This window comes from Fictibacillus terranigra (genome assembly GCF_030412265.1).
GTDB classification, from domain to species: Bacteria; Bacillota; Bacilli; order Bacillales; family Fictibacillaceae; genus Fictibacillus_C; species Fictibacillus_C terrinigri.
Genome location: NZ_JAUHLN010000001.1, coordinates 157,082 through 173,550 on the forward strand (window position 1 = coordinate 157,082; position 16,469 = coordinate 173,550).

17 protein-coding genes and 1 riboswitch are annotated in these 16,469 nt (G+C 47.1%); of the genes, 14 read left to right on the forward strand and 3 right to left on the reverse strand.

Going from position 1 to position 16,469, the window contains the following annotated elements; all coding sequences use genetic code 11:
- Positions 1-134: 134 nt before the first annotated feature.
- Entirely contained in the window at positions 135-1,469 is a 1,335-nt protein-coding gene (locus tag QYF49_RS00775) for an FAD-dependent oxidoreductase (protein ID WP_290397736.1), read from the reverse strand.
- Positions 1,470-1,640: 171 nt separating this feature from the next.
- On the opposite strand from QYF49_RS00775, the gene QYF49_RS00780 reads away from it, so the two are divergent.
- The 10 genes from QYF49_RS00780 to QYF49_RS00825 all read left to right on the forward strand — a co-directional run bounded on the left by QYF49_RS00780 (position 1,641) and on the right by QYF49_RS00825 (position 10,510).
- Positions 1,641-1,970: a hypothetical protein gene (locus tag QYF49_RS00780; protein WP_290397737.1), complete on the forward strand. Its 330-nt coding sequence runs from the start codon at positions 1,641-1,643 to the stop codon at positions 1,968-1,970.
- A 59-nt stretch (positions 1,971-2,029) separates the two neighbouring features.
- On the forward strand, positions 2,030-2,689 hold the full coding sequence (locus QYF49_RS00785; protein ID WP_290397738.1) for an MOSC domain-containing protein: 660 nt from the start codon (positions 2,030-2,032) through the stop codon (positions 2,687-2,689).
- Positions 2,690-2,806: 117 nt separating this feature from the next.
- Entirely contained in the window at positions 2,807-3,880 is a 1,074-nt protein-coding gene (gene prfA / locus QYF49_RS00790) for a peptide chain release factor 1 (protein WP_290397739.1), read from the forward strand.
- 10 nt (positions 3,881-3,890) lie between these two features.
- The gene (gene prmC / locus QYF49_RS00795) at positions 3,891-4,751 is read left to right on the forward strand and encodes a peptide chain release factor N(5)-glutamine methyltransferase (RefSeq protein WP_290397740.1); all 861 of its coding nucleotides are present in this window, start codon (positions 3,891-3,893) and stop codon (positions 4,749-4,751) included.
- A gap of 223 nt (positions 4,752-4,974) precedes the next feature.
- Positions 4,975-5,072: riboswitch (SAM riboswitch) on the forward strand.
- A gap of 168 nt (positions 5,073-5,240) precedes the next feature.
- Positions 5,241-6,287 (forward strand): LLM class flavin-dependent oxidoreductase, encoded by a 1,047-nt coding sequence (locus QYF49_RS00800; protein ID WP_290397741.1) that lies wholly within the window; start codon positions 5,241-5,243, stop codon positions 6,285-6,287.
- Between the two features lie 45 nt (positions 6,288-6,332).
- Positions 6,333-7,286: an ATP-grasp domain-containing protein gene (locus QYF49_RS00805; protein ID WP_290397742.1), complete on the forward strand. Its 954-nt coding sequence runs from the start codon at positions 6,333-6,335 to the stop codon at positions 7,284-7,286.
- Between the two features lie 275 nt (positions 7,287-7,561).
- Positions 7,562-8,236, forward strand: a complete 675-nt coding sequence (spoIIR, locus tag QYF49_RS00810; RefSeq protein ID WP_290397743.1) for a stage II sporulation protein R — start codon at positions 7,562-7,564, stop codon at positions 8,234-8,236.
- Between the two features lie 62 nt (positions 8,237-8,298).
- A complete protein-coding gene (locus QYF49_RS00815; protein WP_290397744.1) occupies positions 8,299-8,742 on the forward strand; it encodes a GNAT family N-acetyltransferase in 444 nt (147 codons plus the stop codon).
- 106 nt (positions 8,743-8,848) lie between these two features.
- On the forward strand, positions 8,849-9,898 hold the full coding sequence (locus tag QYF49_RS00820) for an L-threonylcarbamoyladenylate synthase (RefSeq protein ID WP_290397745.1): 1,050 nt from the start codon (positions 8,849-8,851) through the stop codon (positions 9,896-9,898).
- A 105-nt stretch (positions 9,899-10,003) separates the two neighbouring features.
- Entirely contained in the window at positions 10,004-10,510 is a 507-nt protein-coding gene (locus QYF49_RS00825; protein WP_290397746.1) for an NUDIX hydrolase, read from the forward strand.
- Between the two features lie 27 nt (positions 10,511-10,537).
- On the opposite strand, the gene QYF49_RS00830 is transcribed toward QYF49_RS00825, so the two are convergent.
- Positions 10,538-12,751 (reverse strand): PAS domain S-box protein, encoded by a 2,214-nt coding sequence (locus QYF49_RS00830; protein ID WP_290397747.1) that lies wholly within the window; start codon positions 12,749-12,751, stop codon positions 10,538-10,540.
- Between the two features lie 177 nt (positions 12,752-12,928).
- Between QYF49_RS00830 and QYF49_RS00835 the strand changes: the two genes are divergently transcribed.
- The 4 genes from QYF49_RS00835 (at position 12,929) to QYF49_RS00850 (ending at position 15,370) form a co-directional block, all read left to right on the forward strand.
- Entirely contained in the window at positions 12,929-13,486 is a 558-nt protein-coding gene (locus tag QYF49_RS00835) for a manganese efflux pump MntP (RefSeq protein WP_290397748.1), read from the forward strand.
- Positions 13,487-13,575: 89 nt separating this feature from the next.
- Entirely contained in the window at positions 13,576-14,193 is a 618-nt protein-coding gene (locus QYF49_RS00840) for a low molecular weight protein arginine phosphatase (protein WP_290397749.1), read from the forward strand.
- Positions 14,194-14,269: 76 nt separating this feature from the next.
- Positions 14,270-14,719 (forward strand): ribose 5-phosphate isomerase B, encoded by a 450-nt coding sequence (gene rpiB, locus QYF49_RS00845; protein WP_290397750.1) that lies wholly within the window; start codon positions 14,270-14,272, stop codon positions 14,717-14,719.
- A gap of 78 nt (positions 14,720-14,797) precedes the next feature.
- Complete coding sequence (locus QYF49_RS00850; RefSeq protein ID WP_290399008.1) at positions 14,798-15,370, forward strand: TIGR01440 family protein; 573 nt, start codon at positions 14,798-14,800, stop codon at positions 15,368-15,370.
- 179 nt (positions 15,371-15,549) lie between these two features.
- Here the strand turns inward: QYF49_RS00850 and QYF49_RS00855 are convergent, their stop codons facing one another.
- On the reverse strand, positions 15,550-16,398 hold the full coding sequence (locus tag QYF49_RS00855) for a MurR/RpiR family transcriptional regulator (RefSeq protein WP_290397751.1): 849 nt from the start codon (positions 16,396-16,398) through the stop codon (positions 15,550-15,552).
- Positions 16,399-16,469: the final 71 nt, after the last annotated feature.

Consider the following 16,469-nt stretch of genomic DNA (forward strand, 5'->3'; position numbering starts at 1 on the left):
TCATCCTCCGGGGACCTATGCTGAAAACAAGAAACCCGTGTTCAGCCCGGGGCGCTGGAACAGGACAATACACCACTGACATACATCAGGTGAAAAAACGGCAAATGTCCGTGCTCCCGCACAGACAAATGCCGTTATTTTTTGGCCCTTCTTGCTGCTTGCTGGATCGGGTCCCACACCCCATTATACGGAGGGGCATAACAAAGATCCAAATCCTCCAGTTCATGCAGATCCATTCCGTGATACATCGCTGTGGCCAATACATCGACTCTTTTGTCAACTCCGTGTTTGCCGATAAACTGCCCGCCAAGAATGCGCTGGTTGTTGGCATCAAATATGATTTTCACGTGCAGCGGTTCTACCCCGGGAAAATAGCCGGCAATATCTTTTGCGCGTGTCATCACCGTTTCGACCGGAAATTGAAGCTTCTCCGCTTCTCTTACGGAAATTCCCGTTTTTCCAAGAGAAAGATCCATGAATCTAATGATGGAGGAGCCCACGATCCCTTTGAACGTCTGCCTCTTGCCGGACATGTTCAAACCGGCAATCCGGCCTTGTTTGTTCGCGGTGGTGCCAAGAGGGATATGGTCATCCATTTCTTTGATCAGATGGTAATGGCTCGCGCAATCACCAGCAGCATAGATATCTTCTACATTGGTCTCCATGTACCGGTTAACAAGGATTGCACCGCTCTCATGCAGCCTGATGTCCGTATTTTGGATCAATGCTGTATTCGGTTTTGCACCTGCAGCGACGATTACCATGTCCGTTGGATAGTCACGTTTATCTGTCTTCACGAATTGAACCCGGTCATCCCCTTTAAAACGCTGAACTTCCTCATTTAGACAGACCTCTATGCCGTGTTTTTTGGCTTCTTCATGGATCAGCTCCGCCATATCCGAATCAAAGATTTTGCCCAGCTGGGCCCCTCTTTGGATGATTCTTACCTTTTTTCCTAGAAACTTGAGATTCTCAGCCATCTCAAGACCAATATAGCCTCCCCCGATAATCGTAACATCCTGAATGGATGAGTCTAGTTCCTTTTTGATCTTCTCCGCATCGGGAATGGTTTTCACAACATGGATACCCGGAAGGTGCCTTCCTTCCCATGCTGGTATAATCGGGCTCACTCCTGTTGCGATCAAAAGCTTGTCATATGAAAAAATAAATTCATCCTGCGTTTTTGTATGTATGCCGTGAATGGTTTTTTCCTTGGGATCCACCCGTGTTACTTCATGAAAGGTTCTTGCATCCATTCCATATTTGTCTCTGAAAATGCTGACGTCACGGGCGATCAGATCTTCGGAGGAAGGTATGAGCCCGCTGACTACATAGGGGAGGCCGCATTGGCCGTATGAGTAAATCCCGCCCTTTTCGAAAATGGTGACGCTCGCCTGCGGATCATTGCGGACAATTTGCATGGCAGCACTCATTCCGGCTGCATCTCCGCCAATAATACAATAGTTCATATTTTATCCCCTTTCTGTTCCTCTATAGTATTCCACTGTGCTAGATTTTAGTCATCGTTAACAGGGTGTTCGCTATTTCTGCGCCGTATCCTTTTTTTGCTTTAGCGCTTTCTGTACCAACAATAATTCCCGGCCCCCGTCGAACAATCATAGTATAGAGAGGTGTAGAAAATGCTGGATATCTTATCGAATGGAACGGACTGGAACGACCAGCCTGTACCACTCACCACACTTATCAAAAAGCTAAAAGAGAAGCCGCTGGATCCCATCTATGAATCCATGGGAAACTTTATCGTGAAGGTCAATCCGGTGACTGATACGCAGCACGACATTCGGCACAAAGGATGTACACAGTTCTTTGGCCACTTTGCTACCATTCCCTTTGTGTTCAATATCATAACCGATGAAAAAGTCGTGATCGAAGAACTGACAAAGGCTATCCGTATGAACCAGCAGCGCCTGGATTATGAAGCGCTGAAAAACCATACATCCATGTATTAAAATCCTTTGCCCGGCGCATCCGTTTAGAGTACGATAAAAGAAAAAGCGGGGGTGCCATCGTGGAAGGATCCATAATAGCTTTAAATGTTGGACAGGCAGATTTTCTATCGTGGCAGGGAAAAGAAATAAGCTCGGCGATCAATAAGAAGCCGTCTCAGGGCCCTTTATACCTGTCTAACCTTCAATTCGAGGGTGATGTACAGGCTGACACTGTGCATCATGGCGGGCCGGATAAAGCCGTCTGTGTCTATTCTCATGCCCATTACCCGTATTGGGAGAACGGTTTGGGAATGTCTCTGGTCGTTCCTTCTTTCGGTGAGAATCTTACCGTTGAAGGGCTTACTGAAAAAGAGGTCTGTATCGGTGACATCTACCGGCTGGGGGAGGCATTGGTGCAGGTGAGCCAGCCGCGTCAGCCTTGTTTTAAAGTCGCCGCCAAGCTTAATCAGCCGCTGATGGTTAAATATATTCAGGATACGAGTTACTCGGGCTATTACTTGAGGGTACTGAAAGAAGGCATAGTCAGACCGGAAGACAAGCTTGTTATCGAAAAAAAGCACCAGGGCGGAATCACAGTCGAATTTGTAAACCGAATCACGTACATAGATAAGGAAAACAGAGAAGGCCTTACCCTTCTTGCCAATCTCGTTGAACTGGCAGAAGGCTGGCGCTCAGCTATGAAAAAGCGGTTAGAAACTCTCCCCGGGCAGAACCTGTAGCCCCGGGGTTTCTTTTTGCCTTTCAATCCATAAAAAAACATGCATGAAGCCTTTTTGACGGGTGCCTTCCCCTGTATTATAATTAGAATGTTATGCCATTAAAATGAGGTGAAAAGCGTGTTAGAACGTTTAGAAACGATAGAAGCCCGATACAACAAACTAAATGATCTTTTAAGTGACCCAGAAGTCATTAGCGATACGAATAAACTAAGAGAATATTCTAAAGAACAGTCTTCTCTTCAAGATACGGTAGCCGTTTACCGTGAGTATAAAGAAGCGAAAGAAGGCCTCGACGAAGCGAAATCGATGCTCGAAGAAAAGCTGGATGCTGAGATGACGGCCATGGTAAAAGAAGAAATTTCTGAGCTGGAAGACAAGATCGAAGAGTATACGCAGCAGCTGAAGATTTTGCTTCTTCCAAAAGACCCGAACGATGATAAAAACGTTATCGTCGAGGTACGCGGGGCAGCAGGCGGTGACGAAGCCGCACTATTTGCCGGCGACCTTTACAAAATGTACAGCCGTTATGCCGAGCTGCAAGGCTGGAAAACCGAAGTCATTGAAGCAAGCTACACAGAGCTTGGCGGCTACAAAGAGATTATCTTCATGATCAACGGGAACGGGGCATATTCCAAGCTGAAGTATGAAAACGGAGCTCACCGCGTACAGCGTGTACCTGCCACTGAATCCGGCGGCCGTATCCATACGTCCACCGCGACGGTTGCGATTCTTCCGGAAGCAGAAGAAGTCGAAGTTGAAATTCATGAGAAGGACGTTCGTGTAGATACGTTTACGTCCAGCGGACCGGGTGGACAATCCGTTAACACGACTCAATCCGCTGTTCGTCTGACTCATATTCCAACAGGGACGGTAGTCTCCTGCCAGGATGAAAAATCACAGATCAAGAACAAAGAAAAAGCCATGAAAGTTCTTCGTGCCCGTGTCTATGATAAAATTCAGCAGGAAAAGCAGAAAGAATACGATGAGAACCGTAAATCAGCAGTCGGAACCGGAGACCGCTCAGAGCGTATCCGTACGTATAACTTCCCGCAGAACCGTGTCACGGATCACCGGATCGGGCTGACTCTTCAAAAACTGGATCAAATTTTACTCGGCAAACTGGACGAGTTCATTGAAGCTTTGATTACAGAAGACCAAACGAGCAAAATGAAGGCCCAGACGGAAGCGTAGGATGACAAAGATGAAACGGCATGAAGCCCTGAATTGGGCTTCATCTTTTTTAACAGAAATAGGGCGTGAACCCCAGGCCGGGGAGCTTCTGCTGCGGCACGCACTTGGCGATCTGAGCCGGACGGAGATGCTTCTTGGTTTGAATGAAGAGCTTCCTCCACAGCAGCAAGAGGTCTTTATGGAAGCTGTGCAAAAGCATGGCGAAGGAGTCCCTGTCCAGTACATTACTGGTTTTGAAGAGTTTTACGGAAGACGTTTTTTTGTAAATAAAGAGGTTCTCATTCCTCGGCCGGAAACAGAAGAGCTTGTATACGAAGTACTTCAGCGTTCCAGCATGAGGTTTCAGGATGCACAAGAGATGAAGACAATCGACGTTGGGACGGGAAGCGGTGCCATTGCCGTTACGCTCGCCTTGGAAAATCCGCGTCTTACGGTCTCTGCGGTTGACATCGCCGAGGAATCACTGGAGGTTGCCAGAAAAAATGCGGCAGACCTTGGGGCACCGGTTCGTTTTATTCATGGCGACCTTCTTCAGCCTCTGATCGAGACCGGAGAAAAAGTCGATATCGTGGTGTCCAATCCTCCTTACATTCCTGACCGTGAAATCATGGAGCTTGAAACGATCGTGAAAGATCAGGAGCCTTTCCGTGCGCTGAGCGGCGGTCAGGACGGCTACGTCTTTTACAGAAGATTTATGGAGGAGCTCCCCCTCGTCTTGAACAAACGAAGCATAGCAGCCTTTGAGGTCGGGCATGACCAAGGGCAGACAGTAGCGGAAATGCTTCGGATTACCTTCCCAGGATCATTCGTATCGGTCATAATGGACATCAGTCAAAAAGAACGGATGGTTATCGCAGAGATTGGTTTTTAATAAGCAGAAAAGGTAGCCCTCAGCTGTGCTGGGGGCTTTTTTTGTGGTTAGGAGTGAGAAATTGAGTGGATTGTCGCCGAATGGAGCCTAATTCAAAATAATTGAACCAAACTAAATCTTCAGACTTCTACCCTGTATTTACACCAATCATTCCCAACTATTCTCTTATCCATAAAATTGACGGAATGCCTACTTTTAGTGTAGGATTACTTTAATTAAATAAATCTTATCCAGAGTGGTGGAGGGACTGGCCCGATGAAACCCGGCAACCTATTTATCAAGGTGCTAAATCCAGCAGGAGTTGATCCTGGAAGATAAGATGGAGCGGTCTGAAACTTCCTCTTATCCGAGAGGAGGTTTTTTTGTGGGGTTTTTCGGGTTAGTCGGAGGGTCAGGACTTTGTCCTGACCGCTCCTCGCCTGAAGGGATAGCCTTCGAGGTTCCTTTCAGCGGCAGCAGGTGTTTAAAGCAGAGGGGAGAAGGAAGCAGATGAGATTTGGATTTTGGTTGCCGATTTTTGGCGGATGGTTGAGAAATGTGGAAGATGAGAACATGCCGCCCACGTTTGATTATGCAAAAAAGGTCATTGAGTCCGCGGAACAGTGGGGGTTTGATACTACGCTGATCGCAGAGCTGTATTTGAATGATATTAAAGGGCCGGATCAGGATTCCCTTGAGGCTTGGTCAACGGCTGCGGGACTCGCCGCTGTAACAGAGAAAATTGAAATCATGACAGCAGTCAGACCGGGATTCCATAACCCTGCCGTCACTGCCAAAATGGCAGCGAACATCGATCAGATCAGTGGAGGAAGGTTTACACTTAATGTCGTTTCCGCCTGGTGGGAAGAAGAAGCGAGGCAGTATGGAGGCATTTTTACCGCTCATGATGAGCGGTATGAGCGTACGCAGGAATTTATTGATGTTCTCAAAGGGCTGTGGACGGAGGAAACGTTTAATTATTCCGGGAAGTTTTATGAGTTAAGCAACACAAAGCTCTTCCCTAAACCTCTTCAGCGTCCGAATCCTATCCTATATGCAGGCGGTGAAAGTGAGCGAGGAAAACAAGTGATCTCTTCCTCCTGTGACGCCTATGTGATGCACGGCGGAACTGTCGAAGAGATCGCGGTTAAGATCGAAGACATGAAGAACCGCCGAGAGCAGACAGGCAAAGAACCTTTATCTTCGTTTGGAATGGCCGCCTATGTGATCTGCAGAGACACTGAAGAGGAGGCACAGGCTGAACTGCAAAGGATTACAGAGGTCAAGGAATCGAGCGCTTATGCAGGATTTAAAGATTTCACGAGCAAATCACAGCTTGAGCAGCAGATACAGCTGCAGGACTATTCTGTTTCAAACCGTGGATTGCGGCCTAATCTGATCGGTACGCCTGTGCAGATTGCGGAGCGCATTGCTGCGTATGATGAGGCTGGCCTCGGACTTCTTTTATTGCAATTCTCCCCTCAGTTAGAGGAGATGGAACGTTTTTCAAAACAGGTAATGCCATTAGTGGAGAGCTTTAGGAAAGAACGTGTGTAAAAGCTTTGCCTGCAGATACTCACCTAGGATATAAGGAGGATGACCATGAAAAAAGTTTACATTATACACGAGAATGATGAGTGGACAAATCATTTAATCAAGAGGCTGGACGAACTGCAGGTGCCATATGAGGCTTGGCATCTTGATCAAGGCACGGTCAATCTGGCAGAAGCACCTCCCGAGGGCATTTTCTATAGCCGTATGAGTGCTTCCTCTCATACAAGAGGACACCGTTATGCACCGGAACTGGCTGCCAGTGTAATCGCCTGGTTGGAGGCACATGGCCGAAAAGTACTGAACGGCAGCCGGGCGCTTCAGCTGGAGGTAAGCAAGGTGGCTCAATATCTGGAGCTTGAGGCTCATGGAGTGAGGACACCGAAAACGATTGCAGCTGTCGGCAAGGATCAGATTCTTCAGGCGGCAGAACAGTTCAGCGGAAAACCGTTTATCACCAAGCATAACCGTGCAGGAAAAGGTCTTGGTGTACAGCTTTTTCATTCGTATCAAGGCTTGAAGGAATATGTTCTCGGACCTGACTTTGAAGAGCCGGTAGACGGCGTGACACTGGTTCAGGAATACATTGATTCTCCGGAATCTTATATTACACGCTGTGAATTTGTCGGAGGTAAGTTTGTATATGCGGTTCGGGTGGATACTTCTGAAGGATTTGAACTCTGTCCGGCCGATGCCTGCCAAATCGGGGATCTTTTTTGTCCCGTGGGAGAGGAAACGCCGGCGAAGCCAAAATTTCAGATCGTGGAGAATTTCCATGAAGAGGTCATTGAAAACTATGAGAGCGTTCTGGCAGACAACCAAATCCATGTTGCCGGTATAGAGTTTATAAAAGATATAGACGGTACTATTTTTACGTATGATATTAATACGAATACCAATTACAACTCGGATGCTGAAGCGGCGGCAGGAAAATATGGCATGCTTGAGCTTGCAAGGTTTTTGCGGCAGGAGCTTGATTCATTGACAACGGCATCGGTATCATGAGACAGAAAGAGCCTCCCGCGGGTAACGGGAGGCTCTTCGTTTTCATTATCTACATGAAAAAGGGGGTGATAGGGATGTCCTTACTATAGCAGACACACTCCTTTGTGGAGGAATTATGTGACCTTTTTGATATGTTTAATAAATTTGTGACAAAGTATGCAGTTTTCACAGCCGCTTGCTGTCATATTTTTTCGGTATTTGTTTACTAGATTCATAGTATGATTTCTCCTTTCCATGACCACACTGTGGATAGAAAAGGAAAGGGGAGCTTTAAAATGAACCGTTCAAAAAAATCTCTTATGACTATACTATTTCTGTCGCTGATCGCGATGCTGCTGTTTTTTGAAACCCAAACGAAGGTAGCCAATGCTACGATGAATGCGTCTGTAAAAATCCCGAGTGACGCGATCAGACTTCGGATTCTTGCAAACAGTGATGCTGATAAGGATCAGACACTAAAGAGAAGAATCAGGGATAAAGTGAACCAACAGATCACAACCTGGGTGGGGGGATTGGACTCTCATGATCAGGCCGAAAAAGTGATCAGAAAACATTTGCCTGAGGTTGAAAACGTGGTAAAGTCCTATTTGAAGGATGCCGGGCTTGACATTCCCTATAAAGTTCAATTCAACAATGACGTTGCCTTCCCGACAAAAATGTACGGAAATTACATCTACCCTGCTGGAAAATATGAAGCGGTACTGATCACACTTGGAAAAGGAGAAGGAGCCAACTGGTGGTGCGTATTGTTCCCTCCTCTATGTTTCCTTGATTTTGAAAACGGTGATGCTGTTAAAGCCGACCAGAAGAATGTAAAGGAAGTAGCCTCAGCTTCAGAACAGGAAGCTCCGGCGATGCAAAAACCCGATGAAGAAACGGTGCATGTTAAGTTCTTTCTGGCAGACTTGTTCACCACCATTGCGGATAAGATAGGGGGTCTCTTCTCTTAATTCCCTGCATAACTTTCATGGTTGTTTCATAGACTTTAAAAAATGCTAGAGGGGTGAACGCCATGACCATTCGATTACGGGCGGCTATGCCGCATGAGGCTGGAAGCCTCGGTGACCTGGTCAAGCAGGCCGGTCTTGGAACCGATGGAATCAGAGAGGGGATCGAGAACTATCTCGTCGTGGAAAATGATCAAGGTGAAACGATCGGGACGGTGGGGCTTGAAAGGGTCGAAAACGATGGGTTGCTGCGATCTTTTGTGATGAAGAAAGAATACTCGAACGAACATCTATTTCTGCGATTGATTCAAAGAATTTTGCTATACTGTAAGGAAAAAGGAGTAGAAACCTTATACCTGCTTACGAAAGCTGTCCACCTTTTTGAACCGCTGTCGTTTCAGCCGGTATCCGCAACAGGAACTCCTTCCCATATCGAGAATACCGCCCATTATAAAAAAACGGCTGAAAAAGATGTTGTGCTGCTGTACTGCACGCTGAACGAAAAGTAATTATCCACAAGTTATGCACATTACTGGAGCATTTGTGTGTAACTTGTGGATGATGTGCGTTGTAAGCTTACGAACACATTTCGGGCGGTTTGAAAGGATTTTTTACATGCTGGAATATAAAACTGAAGTTTGGCCTGTGGATAAAAAAATAGCGGAAGATGAAAATTGTCCACAAATTACGCAGGCTTCCCTGTGGATAAAGAAAAATGAAGTGATCGCTTTTCCGACAGAAACCGTGTACGGACTCGGCGGAAACGCGAAGAGTGATGCAGCCATCGAGAAGATTTTTCTGGCGAAGGGACGGCCGAGCGATAATCCGCTGATCGTCCACGTGGCAAGCCGTGAGCAGCTTATCGGAATGGTTTCCTCCATTCCTGAACGGGCAAAAAAACTGATGGATGCGTTCTGGCCAGGTCCGTTGACATTGGTTCTTCCCAAGGGAGAGGATGTGTCCGAACGGGTGACCGCAGGGTTATCCACAGTGGCTGTTCGGATGCCTGATCATCCCGTTGCTCTAAAACTCATTAAAGAATGCGGTCTCCCCTTGGCGGCTCCCAGCGCGAATGTCTCGGGAAGGCCTTCTCCTACAACGGCCCAGCACGTCCATGAGGATTTAAATGGGAGAATACCCGGCATCCTGGATGGCGGGGTCACAGGGGTAGGAGTGGAATCCACAGTAGTCGACTGCACAGCTGAAACACTGGTCATCCTTCGGCCAGGAGGTGTCACAAAAGAGCAGCTGGAGGTGGTTGCAGGTGAGACCATGATGGATCCAGGCCTCCTCAATGAGCAGGCCGCCCCAAAATCTCCGGGGATGAAATACACCCATTATGCTCCGAATGCTCCTCTTTTCCTTGTGGATGGATCCCCTTCTTTCCTGCAGGAGCTTGTGGATAAGCAAAAAGGAGCCGGTTTAAAAACCGGGGTGCTCACCACGGAAGAAAATGCTCCCTTTTACAAAGCGGATGCGGTCATTCCTTGCGGATCACGAGGAAAGCTGGAAAGTGTAGCACATCACCTATATGACGCATTGAGGGCATTTAATGAGAGTGGTGTCGATATCATTTACGGAGAAGTTTTTCCGAAATCGGGTGTAGGCGCAGCGATTATGAACAGGCTCGAGAAATCTGCCGGCGGGCAGATCATCAAAGAATAACCCCTGAAAGAACAGGACAGCTTGCTGTCCTGCTTTTTTTATGGACAGAAAACAAGAGTGAATATATGGTAAAAGGAAATGGATCTCAGGTTTGGGGGTGTTTAGATGGAAAGCAGAATGATATACGCTTCAGAAAAAGAGATGGTGCTCGAGGATGCTTTTGGAAGAATTTCTCTTAAAATGAAAAACCCTGAATCAGTGGTGATGCTCGCCAGAAAAGAGGATAGTTTGATCTTGATCAGCCAGTATCGGCAGCCGGTGGACAGCAAAGTGATCCAGCTGCCAGGGGGAAGAGTAAATGAAGGAGAGCAGCTGGATCATGCGGCCCGGAGAGAGCTTCGCGAAGAAACAGGTTATGAATGCGGCCGAATTCATTATCTTGGAAAATTGATTCTTGCCTCATGGAAAACGAATGAAGAAGCACATGTTTTTTATACGGAAGAGCTGATCGATCATCATCAACAGAGCCTTGAAACCCATGAGAAAATTACGATTCTTGAAATGAGCCTGGAAGTGTGTCTGCGGCAGATCGAAGAAAACACAATAAATGATACAGAACTGTGCTATGCTGTTCTGCAAGCGATTCTGAAGGGCTTCATCCGACCAGAATAAAGAGGAAGGGAGAGTATGACCTTTCTCCTATCCCCCTAAACGCGGGAGCGTAACAGGAAGCGCTACCTTGAAAGTGCTCCCTTTCCCTGGTTCGCTTTTTACCTGGATCCTTCCGCCATGGTCCTCAATGATCTTGTAGCAGACCATGAGACCGAGCCCCGTCCCTTTTTCCTTTGTGGTAAAGAACGGTTCACCGAGTGAAGGGAGCTTTTCAAAAGGAATGCCGCAGCCTTCATCCTTGAACGACACCACTAATTCATCGTCTTCTGTTTTGATGGAGATATACACGTTTCCGCCATCCGGCATCGCTTCGATCGCATTTTTAAGCAAGTTGATAAATACCTGTTTCAGCTGACTGTCTACACATGAGACCAAAGGCAAGTCCTCGTGTGCCTTAAAATAAATCTGCACGTTCATCAAGATAGCCTGTGTTTCAATCAGGGAGATGACATGGTGCAGCAGCCCTGTGATGCTGGTGGGCACCATATCGATCACCTGCGGCTTGGCCAGTACCATAAATTCACTGACGATGGAGTTGATCCTGTCGATCTCTGAAAGCATGATATCATAGTACTCATAATGGTCCTTTGCTTTCGATTGCAGCAGCTGAAGGAATCCCTTGATGGAGGTTAAAGGATTTCGAACCTCATGGGCGACACCGGCAGCCAGCTGGCCAAGAACGGAAAGTTTATCAGATTTTCTGAGCATTTCTTCTGTTTTTTTCCGTTCGGTCAGATCTCTGGAGACGAAGACAATGCTTTCCACCTGATTCTTTTCATTGATGACAGGTGTTGCATTTGTTTCCAATACAACGTAAGAGCCGTTTTTATGTTTCCATCGTGCTTCATATTTGACAGGCTTTCTAGCTTCAATCATTTGCCGCAGGATGTGAGTCACTCGTTTTTTGTCCTCATCATGAAGAAAATCCACTGCATTTTTTCCGATATAATCTGCAGGCTCCGTACCCAGGATCAGCTTGTTGGAAGGGGAAGCATAGGTAATTTTTCCTTGTATGTCGGACGTTGCGATGAGATCCATAGTATTTTCAGCGATGATTCTGTATTTTTCCTCGCTCTCCCGCAATGCTTTTTCTTGGCGTTTTTTTTCGGTGATGTCACGTGAAATACCCGAGTAGGCGTATACTCGGCCGTTTTGATCGAATATGGGAAACAGTGTCACACTGGAATTCAGCAAGGTTCCGTCTTTGCGCTGGCAGATCATCTCGTGGCCTTTAATGGGGATTCCCTTTTTCACCGTCTGGATCATCTGTACGGATTCTTGTAAATATTGATCAAGGACAATAGGGAAAATCGGATTTCTGCAATCTTTTAAATCTTCTTCTGTCCACCCGAATGTGTTTTCGAAAGCCGGGTTCAGCTTGATCGTTTGTTTGTCAAAATCATAGATGGAAATCATGTCTGCAGAATGTGTAAAAAGCGACTCCAGTGTTTCTTTTGTTTCCTTCAGCTCGGCTTCCTGCTTCTTCTTTTCTGTGATGTCTTTTCCGATGCAATACAGGCCGAGGACGTCCCCGCTGACGATAATGGGGGTAATGGTCACATTGACATATCGGATTTCCCCGTCTTTTCTTCTCAGCATAATATCGTGGGTTTTTGGAGTGCCCCTCAGCGCTTCCTCAAAGCCGCGCACTGAAGTTTCCAGGTGTTCTTTCATGAGCAAAGGATGAAAGGTCATGCTGAGCAGTTCTTTGCCCGAGTAACCGGTCAGCTGTTCTGCTGCGACATTAACGGTCGTGAACTTACCTTGAAAATCCAGGGAAAATAGAGCATCGATGTTATGCTCGATCAGTGAACGGTACCTTTGTTCACTTTCTTCCAACTGCCTTTCCACCATGACACGGTGAATGAGATCGATGCTTAAGCCCCTGACTTCCACCACCTTTCCGTTTTCGAAGACTGGAATTAATGATACAAGAAAGGGCACCTGGTTGATTTGGGCTTCATATGTAATATGCTCACCTTTCCAAGCCCGTTCGTAGCAATCAATTTTAAATTCAGCGAGCTCTTTCGAAAAAATTTCTTCAGGAGTCTTCCCCACCACCCATTCTTCCTTAAAGCCCAGGGAATCAGAGAGTTCGCCGCCGCATCCGGTCATAATGAACTGTTGGCCGGACTTAACAAACCTGAACGTCATGCTCATTTGTTTAGTAACTTCCATGCGGTGTGCTTTAAAGTTTGATTCAGCAACTGCCGGATGAATCGATCTATCGTCATCTGCCATGAAATTCCCCTCCGATTCTTTCCGTTATTCTATAATCTTTATTTACGGTAAAAAAAACCATATCCCTGCTAAAGTCGAAAATTGCTTTTATTTGAAATTTTCTTCGGTTGTAAACGCAGAGTCTAATCATGGCTGGACGTGCATATGGTTGTACTAGCGGAGTGAGGGGGAAACGAAATGGACGTCGTAACAATCGGTGAGTGGCTGACGCTTTGGCTCATGTCCTTTGCGCTGGGAATGGATGCCTTTTCCATCGGCCTTGGCATGGGCATGCTGCAGCTTAGACTGAGGCAGATCGTAAAAATCGGTGTTGTCATCGGACTGTTTCACATTGGAATGCCTCTGGCAGGATTGATGCTCGGCAAGCAGATTTCCTCTCATTTTGGCGGGATTGCAGCGATCATAGGCGGCTGTTTGCTGCTTCTTCTTGGCTTGCAGATGATCCGCTCCTCCTTCAAGCCTGAGAATGAGCCGTTCGTAAATCCTGTCGGGTTCGGTCTCCTGCTGTTTGCTGTCAGTGCGAGTCTTGACAGTTTCTCTGTCGGTTTAAGCCTGGGGATTTATGGAGCCCGCACGTTTCTCACCATCTTCATGTTTGGAATCATGAGCATGATGCTGACATGGGGGGGGCTGATGATGGGTAGAAAAGTTCAAAATTGGCTCGGCTCCTACAGTGAGGCTCTGGGTGGATTAATTTTGCTTGCGTTCGGAATCAAACTGCTGTTTCCTTTATAATGGCAAAAACGATGAATGAACGATTGGCGCTCCAGCCAATCTTTTTTTATACTTGAATATAAAGACATTGATGATGAAGGTGGGAAATCATGAAAAAGATCCTGTTTGTTTGTACCGGAAACACTTGCAGAAGCCCGATGGCGGCGGCACTGCTCAAATATCTTGGCAAAGGAAAGGTCGAAGTCAGATCAGCAGGCGTCTTTGCTGCTGAAGGGGCGGGAGCCAGTTCCCATGTAGTAACGGCGATGTCGGAAAAAGGCATTCCCTTCAGCCATGAATCCAAACCGATCACGGGGACGCTCGTTCGTTGGGCGGATCTGATCCTGACGATGACCGAAAGCCATAAGCATACCGTTTTCCATCAATATCCAGAGGCTGTAGACAAAGTTTACACGCTTAAAGAATATATCTATCAGAATGAAGGCTATGAAAAACAGCTGTCAGAGCTTCATCAGGCTTATGCTGAGATCGAAACCATCAGGGCGTTCTACCACAATAAATGGGAACAGGCCGATGCTAAAGACAAGCCTGGGGTTTCTGAGGAATTCGAAGCGGAGATCCAGCCATTTAAAGAAAAAATTTTTTCTCTGGAAAACAGCCTGCCCTCACTGGACATCATCGACCCGTTTGGCGGCAGTATCGAGCTCTACCGTGAAACAAGAGGCGAGCTTGAAAGCCTGATTGAAAAACTGCTGGAAAAGATATAAATAGATGGTCTTCCTTGAAACAATAGAAAAATGGCTTTAAAATCGTAATAGACTACCGAACTTACAGGAGGATCAGATGAGAGTAGCGATTGGTTCAGACCATGCAGGAGTTGAACTGCGTCAAGAAGTGGTAAACATGATGCAGGAGATGGGAATTGAAGTGAAAGATGCAGGCTGCGAATGCAGCACCTCGGTAGATTATCCGGATTACGCCATACCGGTTGCTGAAATGGTGGCAAACGGAGAGGCTGATCGGGGAATATTAATCTGCGGTACGGGAATAGGTATGAGTATAGCGGCAAACAAAGTAAAAGGAATCCGCTGTGCCCTTGTACACGACTTGTTCAGTGCGAAAGCCACACGTCTTCACAATGACAGCAATGTGCTGGCCATGGGTGAGAGAATCATCGGGCCTGGACTGGCCTTGGAAATTGCAAGGGTCTGGCTGACGACAGAATATGAAGGCGGCCGCCACAGCAAACGAGTCGGAAAAATTTCTGATTACGAGGCAAAGGGCACAAAATAGGCAGCAGTACCGCAACGAAAAGGTGACAGAAGCGGCAGGATGCCGATTCTCACCTTTAAAGAAGGGGCGATTCAACCGATGAGTGACCAGCTGCAAACTGTGGAGAAGCAGGTCTTTCATGCATTATCAGATTTACAGAAGCAAGCCCAATTAAAGCCGGGGCAGCTGCTGGTCGTCGGGGCCAGCACGAGCGAAGTGACCGGCGGCAAAATTGGCACTTCAGGAACGATGGAAGCCGCTCAATCCCTATATAACGGGGTGATGGCGTTTCAGGAGGAAACACAGGTGTCTCTTGCCTTCCAATGCTGTGAGCATTTGAACAGAGCACTGGTTGTGGAGAGAGAAACAGCCGACCGGCTTCGATATGAAGAAGTCCGTGTGGTTCCTGCCCGTTCGGCAGGAGGCGCGCTCGCAACCTATGCCTTTCATCATTTAAAGGATCCAGTCGTCGTTGAATACATTAAAGCAGATGCTGGAATTGATATTGGGGACACATTTATCGGCATGCACCTGAAGCATGTGGCTGTCCCTGTGAGAACGGAAGTAAAAAGCATCGGCGAGGCTCATGTCACCCTGGCCAAAACACGGCCAAAGCTGATTGGCGGAGAACGTGCTGTATATCCATCCAAAGAAGATATCCGCTGCTTTTAATAGATAGAGAAAAACCGCCTGCATCAGGGCGGTTTTTTTGTGCTGGAGCGGATCGCTTTTTTATGAAAATGGCGGGTTTTGCAAGTAACCCAAGCAGTTTCGCAAGTAAGTGAGCGGTTTTCGCAAGTAACTCATGTCGCACCGCAAGATAACTAGCTCTTCACCACTGCAGATACCCGCTAGAACTTCTTCTCCGAAATCGCTGAGCGCATGCGCTGCAGCGATTTTTGTGCTGCTTCTTTTCCGGCCATCATGACATTGACATAGAGTGCGTCGATAATACTGAGCTGCGCAATCCGGGAAGAGAGCGCCTCAGAACGGAATTCTGTCTCCCTCGAGATCGTGTGCAGGGAGATGTCCGCCTTCTCGCTAAGCGGAGACTTCGCATAATCGGTCAGAGAAATGGTGCGGCAGCCATTATCTTTGGCCACTCTCATCACGTGCAGCAAGTCCTTATTCGTCCCGGAATGGGAGATAAAGAGAGCCACATCCCATTCCGTAAGCTGAGACGCAGACATTAGCTGGAAGTGTGTATCTGTATAAGCGATGCTCGGTTTGCCCGTTCGGATAAATTTATGATGCGCGTCCATGGCGATGATGCCTGAGCCGCCGTTTCCGTAGAATTCGATCTTTCGTGCAGCAAGCAGGCTATCGACGGCGGCCTGAAAACTTTTTTCATCGAGCATCTGCCGGGTATCCTCCAGTGTGCCGATGTTGGACTGAAACACTTTTTCGGCGATCTGTGCAGGCGTGTCGCTTTCCAGAATCGTCTCATGAATATCCTGAAGCGGACCGACGATATCAGAGGCGAGAGCAATTTTTAGAGCCTGAAAGCCTTTAAAGCCGAGCCTTTTGCAGAACCGGAAGACTGTCGCATCGGCCACTTCCAGATGGTCTGCGACTTCATTGATGCTCGAATGAATAATATTTTGGGGATCTTCCAGGATAAAGTCAGCGATCTTTTTTTCTTTTTCGCTTAATATGCCATAAGAAGAGCGAATTTTAGATAAACAGTTAGATGCTGCCATGTTCGTTCTTCCTTTCTTTTCCTTGACGTCTGGCTCTATCATAATATGAAATTTATTTTCTTGTAAACGGA

Bases quoted from the DNA above. Each gene is read 5' to 3' on its own strand.
- QYF49_RS00840 (WP_290397749.1), top strand. From the start codon at position 13,576: ATGAAAAAGATCCTGTTTGTTTGTACCGGAAACACTTGCAGAAGCCCG.
- QYF49_RS00835 (WP_290397748.1), top strand. From the start codon at position 12,929: ATGGACGTCGTAACAATCGGTGAGTGGCTGACGCTTTGGCTCATGTCC.
- QYF49_RS00805 (WP_290397742.1), top strand. From the start codon at position 6,333: ATGAAAAAAGTTTACATTATACACGAGAATGATGAGTGGACAAATCAT.
- QYF49_RS00855 (WP_290397751.1), bottom strand. From the start codon at position 16,398: ATGGCAGCATCTAACTGTTTATCTAAAATTCGCTCTTCTTATGGCATA.
- QYF49_RS00850 (WP_290399008.1), top strand. From the start codon at position 14,798: ATGAGTGACCAGCTGCAAACTGTGGAGAAGCAGGTCTTTCATGCATTA.
- QYF49_RS00815 (WP_290397744.1), top strand. From the start codon at position 8,299: ATGACCATTCGATTACGGGCGGCTATGCCGCATGAGGCTGGAAGCCTC.
- spoIIR (WP_290397743.1), top strand. From the start codon at position 7,562: ATGAACCGTTCAAAAAAATCTCTTATGACTATACTATTTCTGTCGCTG.
- QYF49_RS00775 (WP_290397736.1), bottom strand. From the start codon at position 1,469: ATGAACTATTGTATTATTGGCGGAGATGCAGCCGGAATGAGTGCTGCC.
- QYF49_RS00820 (WP_290397745.1), top strand. From the start codon at position 8,849: ATGCTGGAATATAAAACTGAAGTTTGGCCTGTGGATAAAAAAATAGCG.
- rpiB (WP_290397750.1), top strand. From the start codon at position 14,270: ATGAGAGTAGCGATTGGTTCAGACCATGCAGGAGTTGAACTGCGTCAA.
- prmC (WP_290397740.1), top strand. From the start codon at position 3,891: ATGAAACGGCATGAAGCCCTGAATTGGGCTTCATCTTTTTTAACAGAA.
- QYF49_RS00780 (WP_290397737.1), top strand. From the start codon at position 1,641: ATGCTGGATATCTTATCGAATGGAACGGACTGGAACGACCAGCCTGTA.
- QYF49_RS00800 (WP_290397741.1), top strand. From the start codon at position 5,241: ATGAGATTTGGATTTTGGTTGCCGATTTTTGGCGGATGGTTGAGAAAT.
- QYF49_RS00830 (WP_290397747.1), bottom strand. From the start codon at position 12,751: ATGGCAGATGACGATAGATCGATTCATCCGGCAGTTGCTGAATCAAAC.
- QYF49_RS00825 (WP_290397746.1), top strand. From the start codon at position 10,004: ATGGAAAGCAGAATGATATACGCTTCAGAAAAAGAGATGGTGCTCGAG.